Source organism: Leclercia sp. M50, assembly GCF_037150775.1.
Lineage (GTDB): Bacteria > Pseudomonadota > Gammaproteobacteria > Enterobacterales > Enterobacteriaceae > Enterobacter.
In genome coordinates, this window is the sequence record NZ_JBBCPK010000053.1 from 15,036 (window position 1) to 32,474 (window position 17,439).

Sequence of the window (17,439 nt, forward strand, 5' to 3'; positions counted from 1 at the left end):
ATCTCTCCCCTCGTTGAATTGCAAAACCTATGCATAATAGGCACCCCGTCCGCGTCCGTCGAGAGCGAAACCACGATTTTCCACGTTGTAAAACGTTTTGTTCGCTATTTTTACGCAAAAGTTTGATCGAGCCATTGGTAGTGTCAATAAGCAGGACACAAAAGCGAAAATCGTTTCAGCGCCCCTTTGCTAAACTCACAAGATAATTACAGGACCCGCCGATGCGTTACGGGTCCCTCTTTCTTTGCGCAATGTAAGGGTGTCATATGCAAACTATTGACGGCAATGGCGCAGTCGCGTCCGTCGCGTTTCGCACCAGTGAAGTGATCGCCATCTACCCCATTACACCCAGCTCGACCATGGCGGAACAGGCCGATGCCTGGGCCGGTAACGGGCTGAAAAACGTCTGGGGTGATACCCCTCGCGTGGTTGAGATGCAGTCGGAGGCCGGGGCGATTGCCACCGTCCACGGCGCGCTGCAGACCGGCGCGCTCTCCACCTCGTTTACGTCGTCGCAGGGTCTGCTGCTGATGATCCCGACGCTCTACAAGCTGGCGGGACAACTCACGCCATTCGTGCTGCACGTCGCGGCGCGCACTATCGCCACCCATGCCCTGTCGATTTTTGGCGATCACTCTGACGTGATGGCCGTCCGCCAGACCGGTTGCGCCCTGCTCTGCTCTGGCAGCGTGCAGGAGGCGCAGGATCTGGCACTGATTTCACATATGGCGACGCTGAAAAGCCGCGTGCCGTTTATCCACTTCTTCGACGGCTTCCGCACCTCCCACGAGATCAATAAAATTGTCTCGCTCTCCGATGAGACGATCCGCAACCTTCTTCCCCAGGCGGAGATCGATGCCCACCGCGCCCGGGCGCTGAACCCGGAGCACCCGGTGATCCGCGGCACCTCCGCTAACCCGGATACTTACTTCCAGTCCCGCGAGGCGACCAACCCGTGGTATGACGCGGTGTATGACCATGTGGACCAGGCGATGGCCGACTTTGCCGCCGCCACCGGGCGTGAGTACAAGCCGTTTGAGTATTACGGCCACCCGCAGGCAGAACGCGTCATCGTCATCATGGGGTCCGCCATCGGCACCTGTGAAGAGGTGGTGGATGAACTGCTGCGCCGGGGCGAGAAGGTGGGCGTGCTGAAGGTGCGTCTCTACCGTCCGTTCTCGGCCAAACATCTGCTGGCGGTGCTGCCGGAAAGCGCGCGTTCTGTGGCGGTGCTGGACCGTACCAAAGAGCCCGGCGCTCAGGCCGAACCGCTCTATCTGGACGTGATGACCGCCCTGGCGGAAGCCTTTAACGGCGGCGAGCGCGAGATGTTGCCACGGGTGATTGGCGGGCGCTACGGGCTGTCGTCGAAAGAGTTTGGCCCGGATTGCGTGCTGGCCATCTTTAACGAGCTGAGCGCCGCGAAGCCGAAGCCGCGCTTTACCGTTGGTATCTATGACGATGTGACCAATCTGTCGCTGTCGTTACCGGAAAATACCCTGCCGTCAACCGCGAAGCTGGAAGCCCTCTTTTACGGGCTGGGTAGCGACGGCAGCGTGTCGGCGACCAAGAACAACATCAAGATCATCGGTAACTCCACGCCATGGTATGCCCAGGGCTATTTCGTCTATGACTCGAAAAAAGCCGGGGGGCTGACGGTATCCCATCTGCGCGTCAGCGAACAACCGATCCGTTCGGCATATCTGGTGTCGCAGGCAGATTTCGTCGGCTGTCATCAGCTGCAGTTTATCGACAAATACCAGATGGCCGAGCGCCTCAAACCGGGCGGGATTTCCCTGCTCAATACCCCCTACAGCGCCGATGAGGTCTGGACGCGCCTGCCGCAGGAAGTGCAGGCGGTGCTGAACCAGAAAAAAGCGGAGTTCTGGATCGTTAACGCGGCGAAAATCGCCCGTGAATGCGGCCTGGCGGCGAGGATTAACACCGTTATGCAGATGGCTTTTTTCCATCTGACCCACATCCTGCCCGGCGACAGCGCCCTGATGGAGCTGCAGGGGGCCATCGCCAAAAGCTACAGCAGCAAGGGCCAGGAGCTGGTGGAGCGCAACTGGCAGGCGCTGGCGCTGGCGCGGGAGTCGCTGGCGGAAGTGCCACTGCAGCCGGTCAACGCCCGCAGCCCGAACCGCCCGCCGGTGGTGTCGGACGCCGCACCAGACTTTGTGAAAACCGTCACCGCCGCGATGCTGGCCGGACTGGGCGATGCTCTGCCCGTCTCCGCCCTGCCGCCGGACGGCACCTGGCCGATGGGTACCACCCGCTGGGAAAAACGCAATATCGCTGAAGCGATCCCAATCTGGAAAGAGGAGCTGTGCACCCAGTGTAACCACTGCGTGGCGGCCTGCCCGCACTCCGCTATCCGCGCCAAAGTGGTCTCCCCTGAGGCCATGGAAGCTGCCCCCGCCAGCCTGCACTCGCTGGATGTGAAATCCCGCGACATGCGCGGCCAGAAATATGTTCTGCAGGTCGCCCCGGAAGACTGCACCGGCTGTAACCTCTGCGTGGAGGTCTGCCCGGCGAAAGACAGACAGAATCCGGAAATCAAGGCCATTAACATGATGTCGCGCCTTGAGCATGTGGAAGAGGAGAAAGTGAATTACGACTACTTCCTCGACCTGCCGGAGATCGATCGCAACAGCCTCGAGCGCATCGACATTCGCACCTCGCAGCTGATCACTCCGCTCTTCGAGTACTCCGGCGCCTGTTCCGGCTGCGGCGAGACGCCGTACATCAAGCTGCTGACCCAGCTCTATGGCGACCGGATGCTGATCGCCAATGCGACCGGCTGTTCGTCGATCTATGGCGGTAATCTGCCGTCAACGCCGTACACCACTGATGCCAACGGGCGCGGCCCGGCGTGGGCGAACTCGCTGTTCGAAGATAACGCCGAATTTGGCCTCGGCTTCCGCCTGACGGTGGATCAACACCGCGTGCGGGTGATGCGTCTGCTGGAACAGTTTGCCGATACGATCCCGGCGGAGCTGAACAGCGCCCTGCACAGCGAGGCAACGCCTGATGTACGCCGTCAGCAGGTGGCCGAGCTGCGTCAGACGCTGGCGGGCGTGGAAGGCGCAGAAGAGCTGTTAACCGATGCCGATGCGCTGGTCGAGAAATCGATCTGGCTGATTGGCGGCGACGGCTGGGCCTATGACATTGGCTTTGGCGGTCTGGACCATGTTCTCAGCCTGACCGAGAACGTGAACATTCTGGTGCTGGATACCCAGTGTTACTCCAATACAGGCGGCCAGGCCTCGAAGGCGACACCTCTGGGGGCGGTGACCAAGTTTGGCGAGCATGGCAAACGCAAGGCGCGTAAAGACCTGGGCGTCAGCATGATGATGTACGGTCATGTTTATGTGGCGCAGATCTCGCTGGGGGCACAGCTGAACCAGACGGTGAAAGCGATTCAGGAGGCGGAGGCCTATCCTGGCCCGTCGCTGATTATCGCCTACAGCCCTTGCGAAGAGCACGGATACGATCTGGCGCTGAGCCACGATCAGATGCGCCAGTTGACCGCGACGGGCTTCTGGCCGCTCTACCGCTTTGATCCGCGTCGTGCCGACGAGGGCAAACTGCCGCTGGCGCTGGATTCCCGCCCGCCGTCTGACGCGCTGGCAGAGACGCTGTTGCAGGAACAGCGGTTCCGCCGTCTCAACGCCCAGCAGCCCGAGGTGGCTGAGCAGCTGTGGAAAGACGCCGCCGCCGATCTGCAAAAACGCTATGACTTCCTGGCCCAGCTTGCCGGGAAAGCCGAAAAGTCGGCCAGCGAATAACCCGAAGCCCGGCCTGTCCGGGCTTTTCTTTACCGATAAAAAAAGCCCGCCAGAAAGTGTCTGGCGGGCGGCTCCTGTTTAGCGATAAATAACAGTACCTATATTAAAAAGTTATTTATGCGATAAACGGAAAAATAACTACAGGCATATAACACCGCTGATTTTACTGGTTTCAGGGGAGAATGGATAATTTTAGTTTTATATGGATTAATTAAACACATTCACCAAAATTATGACCATTTCTACAGCAGTAATTTCTTTAGATTTTACTTACCTGGTAACAATTATGTTTTATCGCTAAAAGAGAGAGTGATTTAGCATGGGACATCTTTCCAGCGCAGGAAGTTCCGTGGAAAGTTAAAAAATATTTAAATAAAAATAGCGTAAGGATTAGTCACAATGAAAAGAAAAGTACTGGCTCTCATGATTCCAGCTCTTTTAATGGCTGGCGCAGCAAATGCAGCAGAGGTTTATAATAAAGACGGCAATAAATTAGATCTGTACGGTAAAGTAGACGGTCTGCATTATTTCTCCGACAACAGCGGTGCTGACGGCGACCAGACCTATATCCGTATGGGCTTTAAGGGCGAAACCCAGATTAACGATACCCTGACCGGCTACGGTCAGTGGGAATACAATGTCCAGGCAAACAACACGGAAGACTCTGGCAATCAGTCCTGGACTCGTCTGGCGTTTGCCGGTCTGAAAGTCGGCGATTACGGTTCATTTGATTATGGCCGTAACTACGGCGTGCTGTACGACGTGGAAGGCTGGACCGATATGCTGCCAGAGTTCGGCGGCGACTCCTACACCAAAGCCGATAACTTCATGACCGGCCGTGCGAACGGCGTTGCAACCTACCGTAACAGCGATTTCTTTGGCATGGTTGAAGGTCTGAACTTTGCCCTGCAGTACCAGGGTAACAACGAAGGCGATAATAACGGTAACGAAGGCACCAACAACGGCCGTGACGTGCGTTATGAGAACGGTGACGGCTTCGGTATCTCTACCTCCTACGACTTCGGCATGGGCCTCAGCGCAGCGGCGGCCTACACCTCTTCTGACCGTACCAACGACCAGGTGAGCAATACGACTGCGGGCGGCGACAAAGCGGATGCCTGGACCACTGGCCTGAAATATGACGCCAACAATATCTATCTGGCGGCTATGTATTCTGAAACCCGTAACATGACTCCGTACGGCAACGATGATCATGCGGTTGCGAACAAAACCCAGAACTTTGAAGTTACCGCACAATACCAGTTCGATTCTGGCCTGCGTCCGGTAGTCTCTTACCTGCAGTCGAAAGGTAAAGATCTCGATAACGGTCAGGGCGATCAGGATCTGGTTAAATATGCTGAAGTGGGTGCGACTTACTACTTCAACAAAAATATGTCCACCTATGTGGATTATAAAATCAACCTGCTGGACGAAGATGACCAGTTCTACAAAGACAATGGCATCAGCACCGATGACATCGTCGCATTAGGTCTGGTTTACCAGTTCTGATGAAATGAGCCCGCGTTACGGCGCGGGCTACCTGAGACAAGATAAATGGCCTCTCTGCTGCATAGCGATCACTTCTCCGCTTTCCCCGTTGCGCTATAGCGCAGCACTCCGGCCACGCCTCCGCCGCCATCATTGGGATGAACGCGCCCTTCCATTACCAGAACCTCCGGGAAATCAAACGGCGAGACGCCTTCAATGCAGGCAACGTTAACACCATACTGATCCGGATTTGAGCGACGCTGGTGGAAAGTGTAAATCCCGCAGACAGAACAAAAATAGTGCACAGCCGTCTGGGTGTTGAAACGATACTCGGTCAGCAGCGACTCGCCCTGAATAATCGTGATACCGGATAACGGCGCCGAGACCGCAATCGCCCCACGCATCCGGCAGAATGAACAATTACAGCGGCGGATAGTATTGAACCCGTCAGAGAGCTCAACGGTGAACCGGACCGCACCGCAGTGACACTGAGCAGAAACTCTATTCGCCATTACAGGCTCCTTGCGTTAACCATGCCCTCACAGGCGGCGTGACGTCACGCCGCGTCCTGGCTAAGTGTACGCCAGGCTTCCCATCAGCGCCGGATATATTCCTCCGCGCTCTTTTTCAGATACGCCTCCTGAAAAATCTGTTCTGAATAGGTGAGCTTCATGACGGACGATAAATAGGGGGCGTCGAGTTCGATTAAATCTTCTTCATTCTGGTATTTGGCGTATTTATCACCGGCGAAAGAGATCTGTTTTTTCACCACCACATATTTATGCGCCAGCATACTTTCGACTTCATCAAAACGGCTCTTATCCAGCTCCAGCATAATGGCGGTAATTTTTCCGCTCTTATTGAAGATCACCGCGTTATTTTTAACCCCCTCTAAACCCAGCTCCCGGTTCGGAATGGAGAATATATCGCCGTCGCTCCACTTACTGCGCCCTTCATGCAGGGACGAGGGATAGGCTTTAATAAATTGTTGTAGCGTGGTTTTACCTAACGTCAGCCCCATTGCGGTGGTGTTCGCCCGGGCGAATGAAAACATTGCGATTAAAATGAATATACTCACGATCAGTTGCCACTGTTTGCCCATCGTTATCACCTCATCGTATTAGTCTGTTTTTGCTCACCATCGTCTCTGTTACCTGGCACTCCTCAATCGTACAGGGTCAATTATTAATGGCCTATGCCTCTTTCTGGTGAGTGCACGGCACAGATACAGTACGAGTTACTGAGCGGCAGTGAGACATGTCGCGAAGGTATGTGACGGGGAGAGGCGATAAAAAAGCCACCAGTAAATACTGGTGGCGCGGGTATTACTCACGGTCAGCTATTTTTTGACGGGTTGGGGTTTTTTATCACCCGATTCCGGCGCCTCGCGCGGGTCATCTTTTTCAACATACTGCATGAGTACCTCCCGTTGTTGTGGATGGACTACTACTATAGCGTTGGTTGCCAATATACAGCCAGGCGGCAAACGGTAAAAAAACCCAACGCGTGGAACAGGATGATTACGCGCTGTAAAACGTGCTGACATTCATCGCCGTAATCCGTACCATACACGCCATACTTTTTCATGTTGACCTGCTGCCCCCCTTTTAATGGGGGAGCCGCCTGAGCTGCTTTAGCCACAAACGAATTGAGCCACTATTAAATGTCGCAAAATCAAGATATTACCAAGAAAGAACAGTATAACCTTAACAAGCTTCAGAAGCGTCTTCGCCGCAATGTGGGTGAAGCCATTGCCGATTACAACATGATTGAAGAAGGCGACCGCATCATGGTCTGCCTGTCTGGCGGCAAAGACAGCTACACCTTGCTCGAAATTTTGCGCAATCTTCAGCAAAGCGCGCCGGTCAATTTTTCGTTAGTGGCCGTCAATCTGGATCAGAAGCAGCCGGGCTTCCCGGAGCATATCCTGCCGGAATATCTGGAGAAGCTGGGCGTCGAATATAAGATTGTTGAAGAGAACACCTACGGCATCGTTAAAGAGAAGATCCCGGAAGGGAAAACCACCTGCTCGCTCTGCTCTCGCCTGCGCCGCGGCATTCTTTACCGTACCGCGACCGAGCTAGGTGCAACCAAGATCGCTCTGGGTCACCACCGCGATGACATTTTACAGACGCTGTTCCTGAACATGTTCTACGGCGGCAAAATGAAGGGTATGCCACCGAAGCTGATGAGCGACGACGGGAAGCACATTGTGATCCGCCCGCTCGCCAACTGCCGCGAAAAGGATATCGAACGTTTTGCCGAGGCCAAAGCCTTCCCGATCATTCCGTGCAACCTGTGCGGCTCACAGCCAAACCTGCAGCGTCAGGTGATTGCCGACATGCTGCGTGACTGGGATAAACGCTATCCTGGCCGAATCGAAACCATGTTCAGCGCAATGCAGAATGTGGTGCCTTCGCACCTGTGCGATATCAACCTGTTTGATTTCAAAGGAATTCAGCACGGTTCTGAAGTGGTAAACGGCGGCGATCTGGCGTTTGACCGCGAAGAGATCCCGATGAAACCGGCGGGCTGGCAGCCTGAAGAGGATGACACCCAGCTTGATGAGATGCGCCTGAACGTTATCGAAGTGAAATGATTTTTAAGCGTCTCAGCATCCGCGCTGAGACGCTTCCCGCCCGCTTATTTCAGCAGACGAACCCGGCAGCTTTTGCCTTTGATCTTGCCGTTTTGCAGCTGTTTCCACGCTTTCTGCGCCACAGACTGACGCACTGCCACATACACGTGCGCCGGATGCACCGCGATTTTACCAATGTCTGCCCCGTCCAGCCCGATATCACCGGTCAGCGCCCCCAGTACATCGCCGGGACGCATTTTGGCTTTTTTACCGCCGTCGATACAGAGCGTTGCCATCTCTGCCGCCAGCGGCGTAATGGTGACGTTAGCCGGGGCATCAACCCAGTTCAGTTTGATTTGCAGCATTTCCGCCAGGATGTTGGCACGCTGTGCCTCTTCCGGCGCGCAGAAACTGATCGCCAGACCGCTGTTACCGGCTCGCGCGGTACGGCCAATACGATGAACATGTACTTCCGGGTCCCAGGCCAGCTCGAAGTTCACCACCAGCTCCAGGGATTTAATGTCCAGGCCGCGGGCGGCGACGTCGGTGGCGACCAGCACGCGGGCACTGCCGTTGGCGAAACGTACCAGGGTCTGGTCACGGTCGCGCTGCTCAAGATCGCCATGCAGCGCCAGGGCGCTCTGTCCCGCCTCGGCCAGCGCATCGCAGACCGCCTGGCAATCCTTTTTGGTGTTACAGAACACCACGCAGGAGGCAGGCTGGTGAATGCTGAGCAGTTTTTGCAGCAGCGGGATTTTGCCCCGCTGGGTGGTATCAAAAAACTGCTGCTCAATGGCGGGCAGCGCGTCCACAGAATCAATTTCAATGGCGAGCGGATTTTGCTGCACGCGTCCGCTAATGGCGGCGATCGCCTCCGGCCAGGTAGCGGAGAAGAGCAACGTCTGGCGCGTTGGCGGCGCAAAGCGGGTCACTTCATCAATGGCGTCGCTAAAGCCCATGTCGAGCATCCGGTCGGCTTCATCCAGCACCAGAGTTTGCAGCGCATCAAGCGAGACGGTGCCTTTCTGCAGGTGGTCGAGCAAACGCCCCGGCGTAGCAACAATAATGTGCGGGGCATGCTGCAAAGAGTCACGCTGTGCCCCGAACGGCTGTCCGCCGCAGAGGGTCAAAATTTTGGTGTTTGGCAGAAAACGCGCCAGACGACGTAACTCGCCTGCGACCTGATCCGCCAGCTCGCGCGTCGGGCAAAGTACCAGCGACTGCGTCTGAAACAGCGTAGCGTCTATCTGCTGTAACAGCCCAAGACCGAAGGCAGCCGTTTTACCGCTGCCGGTTTTGGCCTGTACACGGACGTCGCGTCCTTCCAGGATCGCTGGCAGCGCGGCAGCCTGTACAGGGGTCATGGTCAGATAACCCAACTCGTTCAGGTTATCGAGTTGGGCGGCAGGCAGTACGTTCAGCGTTGAAAAAGCAGTCACAGTTATTCTCGCGGTAAAAGACTCACAGTCAGCAGGCGCGTATCCTCGCAGATCTCCGCCTCTGATGCGACATTTTAATCGGCACTTCATCCGGTGGGGGATCCGGCATCGGTTGTGGGCGTGGAATCGGATCGGGAACCGGCACCGGATCAGTAGGCACCGGGTCCGATTGCCGCAGGGGTTGCAGCAGCAGTGATAAAAGCATGGCCATATAACCCTCCAGAAGAACGCGTTTGTCTCTTTTAGGTTAGTCGCTGCTGAGTTGCAGGCAAAAAAAAGCCGACTTATTTAAGTCGGCGTCGTACGAATCAATTTTGCTATGCAGTAATTCAAAAAAGGAAGTAAGACAATATGGAGCGCAACGCCCATCGCTTGACGTTGCATTCACCTGCGGAAGAGATATTGCACCTTATGGGTAAATCGTTTTTTGACTTCGCTCAATTAAAATAGCGTTTTAAGAAATTCATGGCGTCGAAAAAATGTAAATTTACAACCATTTACTGCGATGCAACCACCATGCAACACCACCAATCAAAACGACTAACATGATGCAAAACAGTGAGAAGCCGAAGCGGAAATCGCCGCCGGGGATCCCCCCCAGGTTGACGCCAAACAGGCCTGTCAGGAAGGTGCTGGGAAGAAAGACCATCGCCATCAACGACATGGTGTAGGTTCTGCGCGAGAGCGACTCCTGCATCACCTGCGAAATTTCATCGGTCATGACTGCCGTTCGTGCGATACAGGCGTCAATTTCATCCAGCCCGCGCCCCAGTCGCTCGGCGATATCCTGCATTCTGCGACGGTGATCGTCACTCATCCAGGGAAACCGTTCGCTCGCCAGCCGGGCATAGACATCCCGCTGAGGCGCCATATAGCGGCGCATAACAATCAGCTGCTTTCTTAATAACGCCAGAAAACCGCGGGGGGGGATTTGCTGGTCGATGAGATTATCTTCCAGATCGATAATCTTATCGTGCAGCTCTTCGATAAACTCGCTGGCATGATCGGTCAGCGCGTCGCAGACGTCCACCAGCCAGCCTCCACAATCTTGCGGACCGGTGCCCTCTTTTAAATCGCCGACGACATCATCCAGCGCCAGCACTTTGCGCTGCCGGGTCGAGACAATAAGCCGCTCGTCCATATAGAGGCGCATCGCCACCAGCTGGTCCGGGCGCTCATCGGTGCTGCCGTTAATGCAGCGCAGCGTAATCAGTGTCCCCTCGCCCATGCGGGTGACGCGAGGCCGCAGGCTCTCCCCGGCCAGCGCGTCGCGCACGTTATTGGGTAACAACGGCGTAGAGGCCAGCCAGTTGGCGCTCTCCGGGTGGGTATAGTTCAGATGTAGCCAGCAGGGATGCTGCTGATCGATAGTATCGTCGTCGGTGAGCGGCCGCGCCCCGCCTTTTCCATCCAGTAACCACGCAAATACTGCGTCAGGAACGTTAACTTCCGATCCTTTTATGCCTTCCACAGCGCCTCCGCCAGTAGCCTTTCTTTGCTGTCAGTCTAGCCACCCTGCCAGCTTAAGCAATATTTTCTCCCGGCATCGCGCTGAATTTATTCATAAAAGAGATTAATCCGGTTCCCTGGACACGATGAGAAAGCCTGGCGAACCAGGCTTATTATCAGGCTCGTGCGGGTAAGGCTCCCCCCTCGTACAGGGGCGCCGTGGATGCCGCTTCCAGACGGAAGTTACGGGTACGGGTTTGCAGTTCAACAACCTGATTTTTCAGCACGGCTGATGAACCCGACAGCTCTTCAACCATCACCACGTTACTCTGGGTCACCTGCTCCAGGTCGCTCAACGCCTGGGTGATCTGGACGATGCCCTTTTCCTGCTCGTCGGTAGAGGTGGAGATCTCATCCATCAGTTTGCTGACCTGCCCGGAGCCGCTGACGATGTCGTGCATGTTTTTCTCAGCCTCCGCTACCACCATCGCCCCCTGACTGACGTTGCTGCTGGTGACGTCAATGAGTGACTTGATATTTTTAGCCGCTTCGGCGCTGCGATGCGCCAGGCTACGAACCTCACCCGCCACGACGGAGAAGCCTTTACCATGATCCCCCGCGCGGGCGGCTTCAACCGCGGCATTCAGCGCTAGAATGTTGGTCTGGAAGGCGATGCCATCAATCAGCGTGATGATCTCCGTCATCTGCTGGGCACACTCAGTAATGGAGTGCATGTTGTTGGCAACCTGCCCCATCAGCGCGCCACCTTTTTTTGCCTGAAGCGTGGCGGCACTGGCCTTTTCATTGGCCAGTCGGGTGTTATCTGCCGTATTTTTAGTGGTGGCGGCCATCTGTTCCATGCTGGCGGAGGTCTGAATCAGGGACGCCGACTGTAGCTCGGTTTTAGCGGCCAGCGCCGTGCTGCGGGCGGCGAGCTGTTCCGACAGGGTCATTGCGGTATGGGAAGAAGAGCGGATCTCACGCACCAGCGTAGCGAGATTGCTGGACAACGTATTGATTCCCGGGATCAACCGGCCTGCACAGTTATTACCAAATTCAGGGATGCTCACCCCCAGGTTGCCCGAGATAACCTCTTCGATGCTCCTTTTCACGGTGTTGATTGGCACAACCAGATATTGCGTCATGTAAATCCACAGAAAAACCCACGCGACGAGAAATAAAGAGTTTAGCAAAATTAACAAAGATGTTTGCGGTGCTAAAAATATAACCAGGCCATCAATAACGATAAACACAACTAGCAGATAACTCAGAATAAAAGTCCTCACACTTATATTTCTAAGCATAATAGATCCTACAACGGTATTTTCAGAAGGTAACCACTATATAGCATTCAGTTTTTATTTTTTCACTCTGATTTCGCAGAGGCAAAGTTTTAATATTTAACATTTTATAATTTGCGTTAGGGAGAAACTTAATTTCACAAACACTCCTGTAAACAAATACGCTTTCAAAATCAGCCGGCTCTTATGACCATTAGCGCTACAAATGGTTGGTATCGCTATTTAAACCTTTATACTTAAGCCACAAATCAGTTTCGACAGAGAATATTTAGCTATGCTTAAATAACGTAGCGTTGATAAAAAAATTGTATTAATGCTTTTAACAGCAGCGATCTGATAGTGAATTAAACAGTTGGTTTCACGTGACAGCAGCGAATGAAAATTTACCAGTTGGTAAATTTAATACGAAATTCATACGGATATCACAAAAAAATCCTGTCCGATCGGATGAACTAGAGTATGTTTCAGAGAAGCCCACGCGTACCGCTCCGTCGTGGTCCTCAGGTATTTGAAGTGCCAATAAATGAGACTGACCTATGTCGCCTTCAGGGTTTGATGCACTGGACATGCTTAGAACGCCCGTATGGTTGGTATCCCCGGTAACGGAGGATGTGCTGTTCGCCAATACGGCAGCCAAAATGCTCATGCAGAATGCGACGCTGGATGTCCTGCGTAAAGGCGTTTGCTCGGCCCATGCGCAGGCGACGCTTGCGATGTATGTTCCCGATTTAAAGGCACGTCAGGAGATCGTCGAAGTCTGGAGCGTGCGGGTCGATGACCAGCCAAACAGCCTTACCTGTCACCTCTCGTTGGCCGTTTTTGACACGATCGGTGAGGTGATTGTCTTCGAAGGCGTCGCCCGACAGCCAGTAACGGGACTTAAAGCCACCCGCTCAGGCACCTATCAGCGCAAGAAACAGGGCTTCTACGCCCGCTTTTTCCAGACCAACAGCGCCCCGATGCTGTTAATCGACCCTGCCCGCGACGGCCTGATTGTGGATGCGAATCTCGCAGCCCTCAATTTTTATGGCTATAGCCACGAAGAGATGTGCAGCAAGCACACCTGGGAGATCAACACGCTGGGACGCAATATTATGCCGGTGATGATGGAGATCGCGCGCCTGCCCGGCGGCCATAAACCGCTCAACTTTATCCATCGCCTTGCCGACGGAACGACCCGGCACGTACAAACCTATGCCGGCCCCATTGAGATATACGGCGATAAGCTGATGCTCTGCATCATTCATGATATTACCGAGCAAAAACGGCTTGAGCAGGAGCTGGAACACGCCGCGCTGCGCGACTCGCTTACCGGGCTGCTCAACCGCCGCCAGTTTTATCACCTCACCGATCAAACCTCACCAAACCATCTGCCGGCACAGCAGGAGTTCAGTCTGTTGCTGGTGGATACCGATCATTTTAAGCGTATCAACGATCTGTTTGGGCATCAGAAAGGCGATGAGGTGTTGATTGCCCTCGCGCGGATGCTGGAAAGCGGTAGCCGTAAAGATGATTACGTGTTCCGCTGGGGCGGCGAGGAGTTTGTCCTGCTGCTGCCCCGCACGTCACTGGATGCGGCCATGCAGATCGCAGAGACCCTGCGCACGGCAATCGCCCGCATTGCCATTCCCGGTCTACCCCGCTTTACTGTAAGTATTGGCGTTGCGCGGCATAACCCGGACGAGAGTATCGACGATCTGTTTAAGCGCGTGGACGATGCGCTCTATCGCGCCAAAAATGATGGTCGTAACAAAGTGCTGGCGGCGTAACTGCGCCTGCTGGCGTCCTCTGTTTTTCACTTTATTTTTGAGGAGTGGTGATGATGAGCAAGAAGATCCTGATGCTGGTCGGCGATTACGCGGAAGATTATGAAACCATGGTCCCCTTTCAGGCTTTGCAGATGATTGGCCATCAGGTTGATGCGGTCTGCCCTGATAAAGCTAAAGGCGATTTTATCATGACGGCGATCCATGATTTTGACGGTGCCCAGACCTACAGCGAAAAGCCCGGCCACCGCTTTGTTCTCAATGCCGATTTTACTACGGCGAAAGAGGCAGATTACGATGCCCTGTTAATTCCAGGCGGACGCGCGCCGGAATATTTACGCCTGAATGAGAAGGTACTCGAACTGGTGCGGGCCTTTGACAAGGCAGGTAAGCCGATTGCCGCCGTTTGCCACGGCCCACAGCTGCTGGCTGCCGCTGGCGTTCTTAAAGGACGAACCTGTAGCGCCTACCCGGCCTGCGCGCCAGAGGTCCGCCTCAGCGGTGGCGAGTATGCCGATATTGGCATCGACCAGGCGCACGTCGACGGCAATCTGGTTACCGCGCCCGCCTGGCCTGCCCATCCGCAATGGCTGGCGAAATTTGCTGAGGTGTTGCAGCAGTAAGCGGCTAAAGAGAGCCGTGACAGGCTGGTGGCTTCAGGCCAGCCTGTCAACCGCTTCAAAAAAGCGCTCTTCGGTCATGATCACGTTATCTTTTGCGCTCTGATACTCACTTCGGATTAACCAGCCTGTTTCCGGCGCCATGCTCAGAGAAAACACCTGCTGAAATCCTGGCGCCTCCACATGCAGGGCCACAATGCCCGTCTCGGCGCCATTCCAGAGCTGCTCTGGAAGAATAGAGACGCTACGATCGCCGTTCTGCAACCGGATGGCGGTGATCTCATAACGGTATATGCCGCTGTTCAGGCTGTAGCCCACAGTGCTCAGGTCATGGATATGTCTGGTGGTTAACGTCACCTCAATACCGGAACCCGCAAACCATTGGCTTATTTGCTGCGCAAGGCGATCCATACGTAAGCAGAATGCCCTGACCTCAGCGTCAGCGGATTTTATATCGGAGGATTGTCCGTCGTTATTGAGCTGCACTTTCCTGAAAAAACGTTCTCTGGCTGACACGTTGTGGTTCCTGTTATCTTTTTACGCGCGGCTTGTAGCCCGGTTTATTCAGCCGGGGTTTGTTTCAGCGCCGCATAAGAGGCAATCAGCTGCTGCAGATGCTGTTCCACCTGACGCTGCCGGACGGCATTGCTGCTTTGCTCTGCGGGGGTAATGGAGAGCTGGCGCAACTGCTCCTCAACCGGAACGGTACGATTAAGCGACTGCGTGATGGCGAAAATCGCCGATTTCAGTTCGCTGACCGTCATATACTTACCCTTTTGCTCATCCAGGGCGTTAAGCCGCTTCGCCAGTTGCTCAAGCTGCGTCACGCCTTGATGCCAGCCGGTCAGGCTTTCTGGCGCCAGGGCAGAAGCCGCCTTCTGCTGTTGCCACTGATGCGCCAGAGGTTTGCCCTCTTCGGGCGATAGCCTGAGTGCCTGCTGCACCAGGCTATCGCCATAGCTGAGAGCCCAGTCTGGCTTTAACTGCAATAACTGCTCTAACTGCTGCTGTGTCTGGCGAATATCTGTTTCAGATGTTGGATGGAGCCGCCGATCGACAGAACGCGTTGCTGGCAAGGGAGAAAGAGTTACGGCAACCGGCTCCTGCGCCGGGTCAGACGGGTGCATCGCCAGCCATCCCCCTGTCATGATCCCGGCCAGTAGCAACATGGTCGCCATACCGCCGGCGAAAGGTTTCCAGGGATTCAGGGACGGTGGGGATCCCTTTTCTGCCGCCAGCAGCGGCTCAGGCTCATGCGTCCTTTTAACGCCCCCGGTTGTCTCAGCGGGGTTGCCGCTGACAGGGGTTTCCGCTTCAGCTGTTGCGGTAACCGGCTTCTCACCGATTTTATAGCTGTTACTCAGCCGCACCGCCGCGCTATTGATATGGCTGCGTAGAGTATCCAGTTGGCTGACAGGCGGTAATTCCAGACGTGTTAACGTCTCGTCCAGTACGAGCAGCTGTTCCCGGACCAGGTTCAGTTGATTGAGATCGGCAAACGTCAGGGGACAGGATCGCAGAGCCTGCTTCAGCCGTTTACTGAGTGTAGCGAGGATTTCCATCCGGATATGCACCTGTTGCGGCCACAGATTGCCCCAGTGTCGGTCGACCAGCGTGTTCACAATCGACAGTCCCTCGTTCAGGCCCGACAGCCCGGAGAGATGGGTGTGGGCAAGGGTGTACCAGGCGGCAGTCTGAAGGTCCATGCCGTTTTGTTCAAAAAGCGACAGGCAAAGATGTTCCGCCTGCTGCCAGTTCACATCCGGACGCGCCGGATGAATGAGTTTGTTCATTTCATTACGCAGAGCGACATAATCTGCGAGCGTGCGCGGGTCGCCGCCGGTTTTATGGTGGCGTTCAGAGAGTATTGTCATGAGGGTTCAGCCAGAATTAAGACTATATCGCGGAACGGGGGTCCAGATATTGCTGCTGTTTCAGGTGGCGGATGAGCACCCGGCCTTCGGGCATAAATTCAGTGCCGTAGCGCACAAGGCCGATGCCTTTAAGTTCCGCATCGATGGCGTAACGCAGTTCGCCAGGCGCTTGCTGTTCGAGTAAGGTGACATTGAGTGACTGCAAACGGGGTTCGTATTTGAGCAGAACACCGGCCAGCGTATCGATCAGCTCGTGAGCTGTCCCAGGTATGCCTTGCAGAATTTTGGTCATATCGGGCAAACCATAATCTGTTAAATGGCTTATAGTTCCGGCACGGGCGTTCAAAATACGCTGGATATTATCCAGTACAGATAAAATGACCTGGTCTTCTTCGTTTACAACTTCAAGGGGAAGATCCCCTGTAAAGTTGCCAGTAAGAATTTCGTATAAAGATGGTGATTTTCTGTCTGGCATTTTGACCTCAGGAAATTTGCCGAAATGATTGATTTGTATTTTTAATTGATGTCGAAGAGTTCATGTGTTTTCCTCTATCATTTCAATGTCCATGGTTTTTAACATTTAGTGAATTCGTACGAATCATAGCCTTCTGTCTTGGGTAAAGTAAAGAATGGCTACCACCGTACTGGAATTCAATACCGTCATATGCTCCAATGTTGGAAGTGCCATAAGACGAGGATGGTTTAAAAACCAACTCGGCAGATACATTGTAAATAATGAAGAAATAACCCTCATTCTTTAAATATTTATAAAGCGACATAGGGGAGAGCCCCCCTCCATGATAAATAATTACTTTATATTCATTGTCAGGGCTATTAATCTCATATACTTTTGAATATGAAGAAGGAATAATTGTTGATGGTAAAATGATTCAATCAACCGCTAATGCGAAGATAAATAATCTCTTCGGAACTCTCTTCACCATAAAACAATCACCGTATCCTTTGTTAAGAGTTCCAGCCTTAAGATGCCTGAAACTACTTCGTGCTTGAGGAAAGAAAAAGTTTTTTATAATTACAACGTATAAATAATTTATTATAAAACACACAGCCATAAGACATATCCTTAATGGATTCACAGAAAACCACTCATAAAAAAGGTAGAGCATTGCAAG

The 17,439-nt window shown here is 54.0% G+C and carries 16 protein-coding genes; 5 read left to right on the forward strand and 11 right to left on the reverse strand.

The genetic code is table 11. The features are described from left to right. Positions 1-266: 266 nt before the first annotated feature. Positions 267-3,791: a pyruvate:ferredoxin (flavodoxin) oxidoreductase gene (gene nifJ / locus WFM46_RS14050; RefSeq protein ID WP_336997839.1), complete on the forward strand. Its 3,525-nt coding sequence runs from the start codon at positions 267-269 to the stop codon at positions 3,789-3,791. 399 nt (positions 3,792-4,190) lie between these two features. Next, complete coding sequence (gene ompC / locus WFM46_RS14055) at positions 4,191-5,300, forward strand: porin OmpC (RefSeq protein ID WP_336997840.1); 1,110 nt, start codon at positions 4,191-4,193, stop codon at positions 5,298-5,300. 68 nt (positions 5,301-5,368) lie between these two features. On the opposite strand, the gene WFM46_RS14060 is transcribed toward ompC, so the two are convergent. From WFM46_RS14060 to WFM46_RS14070, 3 genes are all read right to left on the reverse strand, one after another. Further along, complete coding sequence (locus tag WFM46_RS14060) at positions 5,369-5,791, reverse strand: GFA family protein (RefSeq protein WP_103179827.1); 423 nt, start codon at positions 5,789-5,791, stop codon at positions 5,369-5,371. An 83-nt stretch (positions 5,792-5,874) separates the two neighbouring features. Next, complete coding sequence (locus WFM46_RS14065; RefSeq protein WP_336997841.1) at positions 5,875-6,381, reverse strand: hypothetical protein; 507 nt, start codon at positions 6,379-6,381, stop codon at positions 5,875-5,877. Positions 6,382-6,618: 237 nt separating this feature from the next. Further along, the gene (locus WFM46_RS14070) at positions 6,619-6,696 is read right to left on the reverse strand and encodes a hypothetical protein (RefSeq protein ID WP_225759512.1); all 78 of its coding nucleotides are present in this window, start codon (positions 6,694-6,696) and stop codon (positions 6,619-6,621) included. A gap of 246 nt (positions 6,697-6,942) precedes the next feature. Here WFM46_RS14070 and ttcA point away from each other — a divergent pair, with 246 nt between their 5' ends. Next, complete coding sequence (gene ttcA, locus WFM46_RS14075) at positions 6,943-7,878, forward strand: tRNA 2-thiocytidine(32) synthetase TtcA (RefSeq protein WP_336997842.1); 936 nt, start codon at positions 6,943-6,945, stop codon at positions 7,876-7,878. Positions 7,879-7,922: 44 nt separating this feature from the next. Here the strand turns inward: ttcA and dbpA are convergent, their stop codons facing one another. The 4 genes from dbpA to WFM46_RS14095 form a co-directional block, all read right to left on the reverse strand. After that, positions 7,923-9,296: an ATP-dependent RNA helicase DbpA gene (gene dbpA, locus WFM46_RS14080; protein ID WP_103179830.1), complete on the reverse strand. Its 1,374-nt coding sequence runs from the start codon at positions 9,294-9,296 to the stop codon at positions 7,923-7,925. Positions 9,297-9,324: 28 nt separating this feature from the next. Then, entirely contained in the window at positions 9,325-9,501 is a 177-nt protein-coding gene (gene ynaL / locus WFM46_RS14085; protein ID WP_269776161.1) for a proline-rich small protein YnaL, read from the reverse strand. A gap of 282 nt (positions 9,502-9,783) precedes the next feature. After that, positions 9,784-10,767, reverse strand: a complete 984-nt coding sequence (gene zntB, locus WFM46_RS14090) for a zinc transporter ZntB (protein WP_103179832.1) — start codon at positions 10,765-10,767, stop codon at positions 9,784-9,786. A gap of 154 nt (positions 10,768-10,921) precedes the next feature. Continuing rightward, on the reverse strand, positions 10,922-11,890 hold the full coding sequence (locus WFM46_RS14095) for a methyl-accepting chemotaxis protein (protein WP_231736496.1): 969 nt from the start codon (positions 11,888-11,890) through the stop codon (positions 10,922-10,924). Between the two features lie 692 nt (positions 11,891-12,582). Between WFM46_RS14095 and WFM46_RS14100 the strand changes: the two genes are divergently transcribed. Then, positions 12,583-13,815 carry a sensor domain-containing diguanylate cyclase gene (locus WFM46_RS14100; protein ID WP_336997843.1) on the forward strand — a complete coding sequence of 411 codons (1,233 nt, stop codon included), beginning with the start codon at positions 12,583-12,585 and terminating at the stop codon, positions 13,813-13,815. Positions 13,816-13,868: 53 nt separating this feature from the next. Then, a complete protein-coding gene (locus WFM46_RS14105; protein WP_103181091.1) occupies positions 13,869-14,435 on the forward strand; it encodes a DJ-1/PfpI family protein in 567 nt (188 codons plus the stop codon). Positions 14,436-14,468: 33 nt separating this feature from the next. Here the strand turns inward: WFM46_RS14105 and WFM46_RS14110 are convergent, their stop codons facing one another. The 4 genes from WFM46_RS14110 to WFM46_RS14125 all read right to left on the reverse strand — a co-directional run. Then, entirely contained in the window at positions 14,469-14,948 is a 480-nt protein-coding gene (locus tag WFM46_RS14110; RefSeq protein WP_336997844.1) for a hypothetical protein, read from the reverse strand. A gap of 44 nt (positions 14,949-14,992) precedes the next feature. After that, positions 14,993-16,306, reverse strand: coding sequence for a VasL domain-containing protein (locus WFM46_RS14115; RefSeq protein ID WP_336997845.1), 1,314 nt, complete (start codon positions 16,304-16,306; stop codon positions 14,993-14,995). A 22-nt stretch (positions 16,307-16,328) separates the two neighbouring features. After that, complete coding sequence (tssE, locus tag WFM46_RS14120) at positions 16,329-16,781, reverse strand: type VI secretion system baseplate subunit TssE (protein WP_336997846.1); 453 nt, start codon at positions 16,779-16,781, stop codon at positions 16,329-16,331. 415 nt (positions 16,782-17,196) lie between these two features. Next, a partial coding sequence (locus tag WFM46_RS14125; RefSeq protein WP_442913460.1) for a hypothetical protein occupies positions 17,197-17,439 on the reverse strand: 243 nt, incomplete at its 5' end.

Bases quoted from the DNA above. Each gene is read 5' to 3' on its own strand.
- WFM46_RS14105 (WP_103181091.1), top strand. From the start codon at position 13,869: ATGAGCAAGAAGATCCTGATGCTGGTCGGCGATTACGCGGAAGATTAT.
- WFM46_RS14070 (WP_225759512.1), bottom strand. From the start codon at position 6,696: ATGCAGTATGTTGAAAAAGATGACCCGCGCGAGGCGCCGGAATCGGGT.
- ttcA (WP_336997842.1), top strand. From the start codon at position 6,943: ATGTCGCAAAATCAAGATATTACCAAGAAAGAACAGTATAACCTTAAC.
- WFM46_RS14095 (WP_231736496.1), bottom strand. From the start codon at position 11,890: ATGACGCAATATCTGGTTGTGCCAATCAACACCGTGAAAAGGAGCATC.
- WFM46_RS14100 (WP_336997843.1), top strand. From the start codon at position 12,583: ATGTCGCCTTCAGGGTTTGATGCACTGGACATGCTTAGAACGCCCGTA.
- WFM46_RS14060 (WP_103179827.1), bottom strand. From the start codon at position 5,791: ATGGCGAATAGAGTTTCTGCTCAGTGTCACTGCGGTGCGGTCCGGTTC.
- WFM46_RS14115 (WP_336997845.1), bottom strand. From the start codon at position 16,306: ATGACAATACTCTCTGAACGCCACCATAAAACCGGCGGCGACCCGCGC.
- ynaL (WP_269776161.1), bottom strand. From the start codon at position 9,501: ATGCTTTTATCACTGCTGCTGCAACCCCTGCGGCAATCGGACCCGGTG.
- tssE (WP_336997846.1), bottom strand. From the start codon at position 16,781: ATGCCAGACAGAAAATCACCATCTTTATACGAAATTCTTACTGGCAAC.
- nifJ (WP_336997839.1), top strand. From the start codon at position 267: ATGCAAACTATTGACGGCAATGGCGCAGTCGCGTCCGTCGCGTTTCGC.
- ompC (WP_336997840.1), top strand. From the start codon at position 4,191: ATGAAAAGAAAAGTACTGGCTCTCATGATTCCAGCTCTTTTAATGGCT.
- WFM46_RS14065 (WP_336997841.1), bottom strand. From the start codon at position 6,381: ATGGGCAAACAGTGGCAACTGATCGTGAGTATATTCATTTTAATCGCA.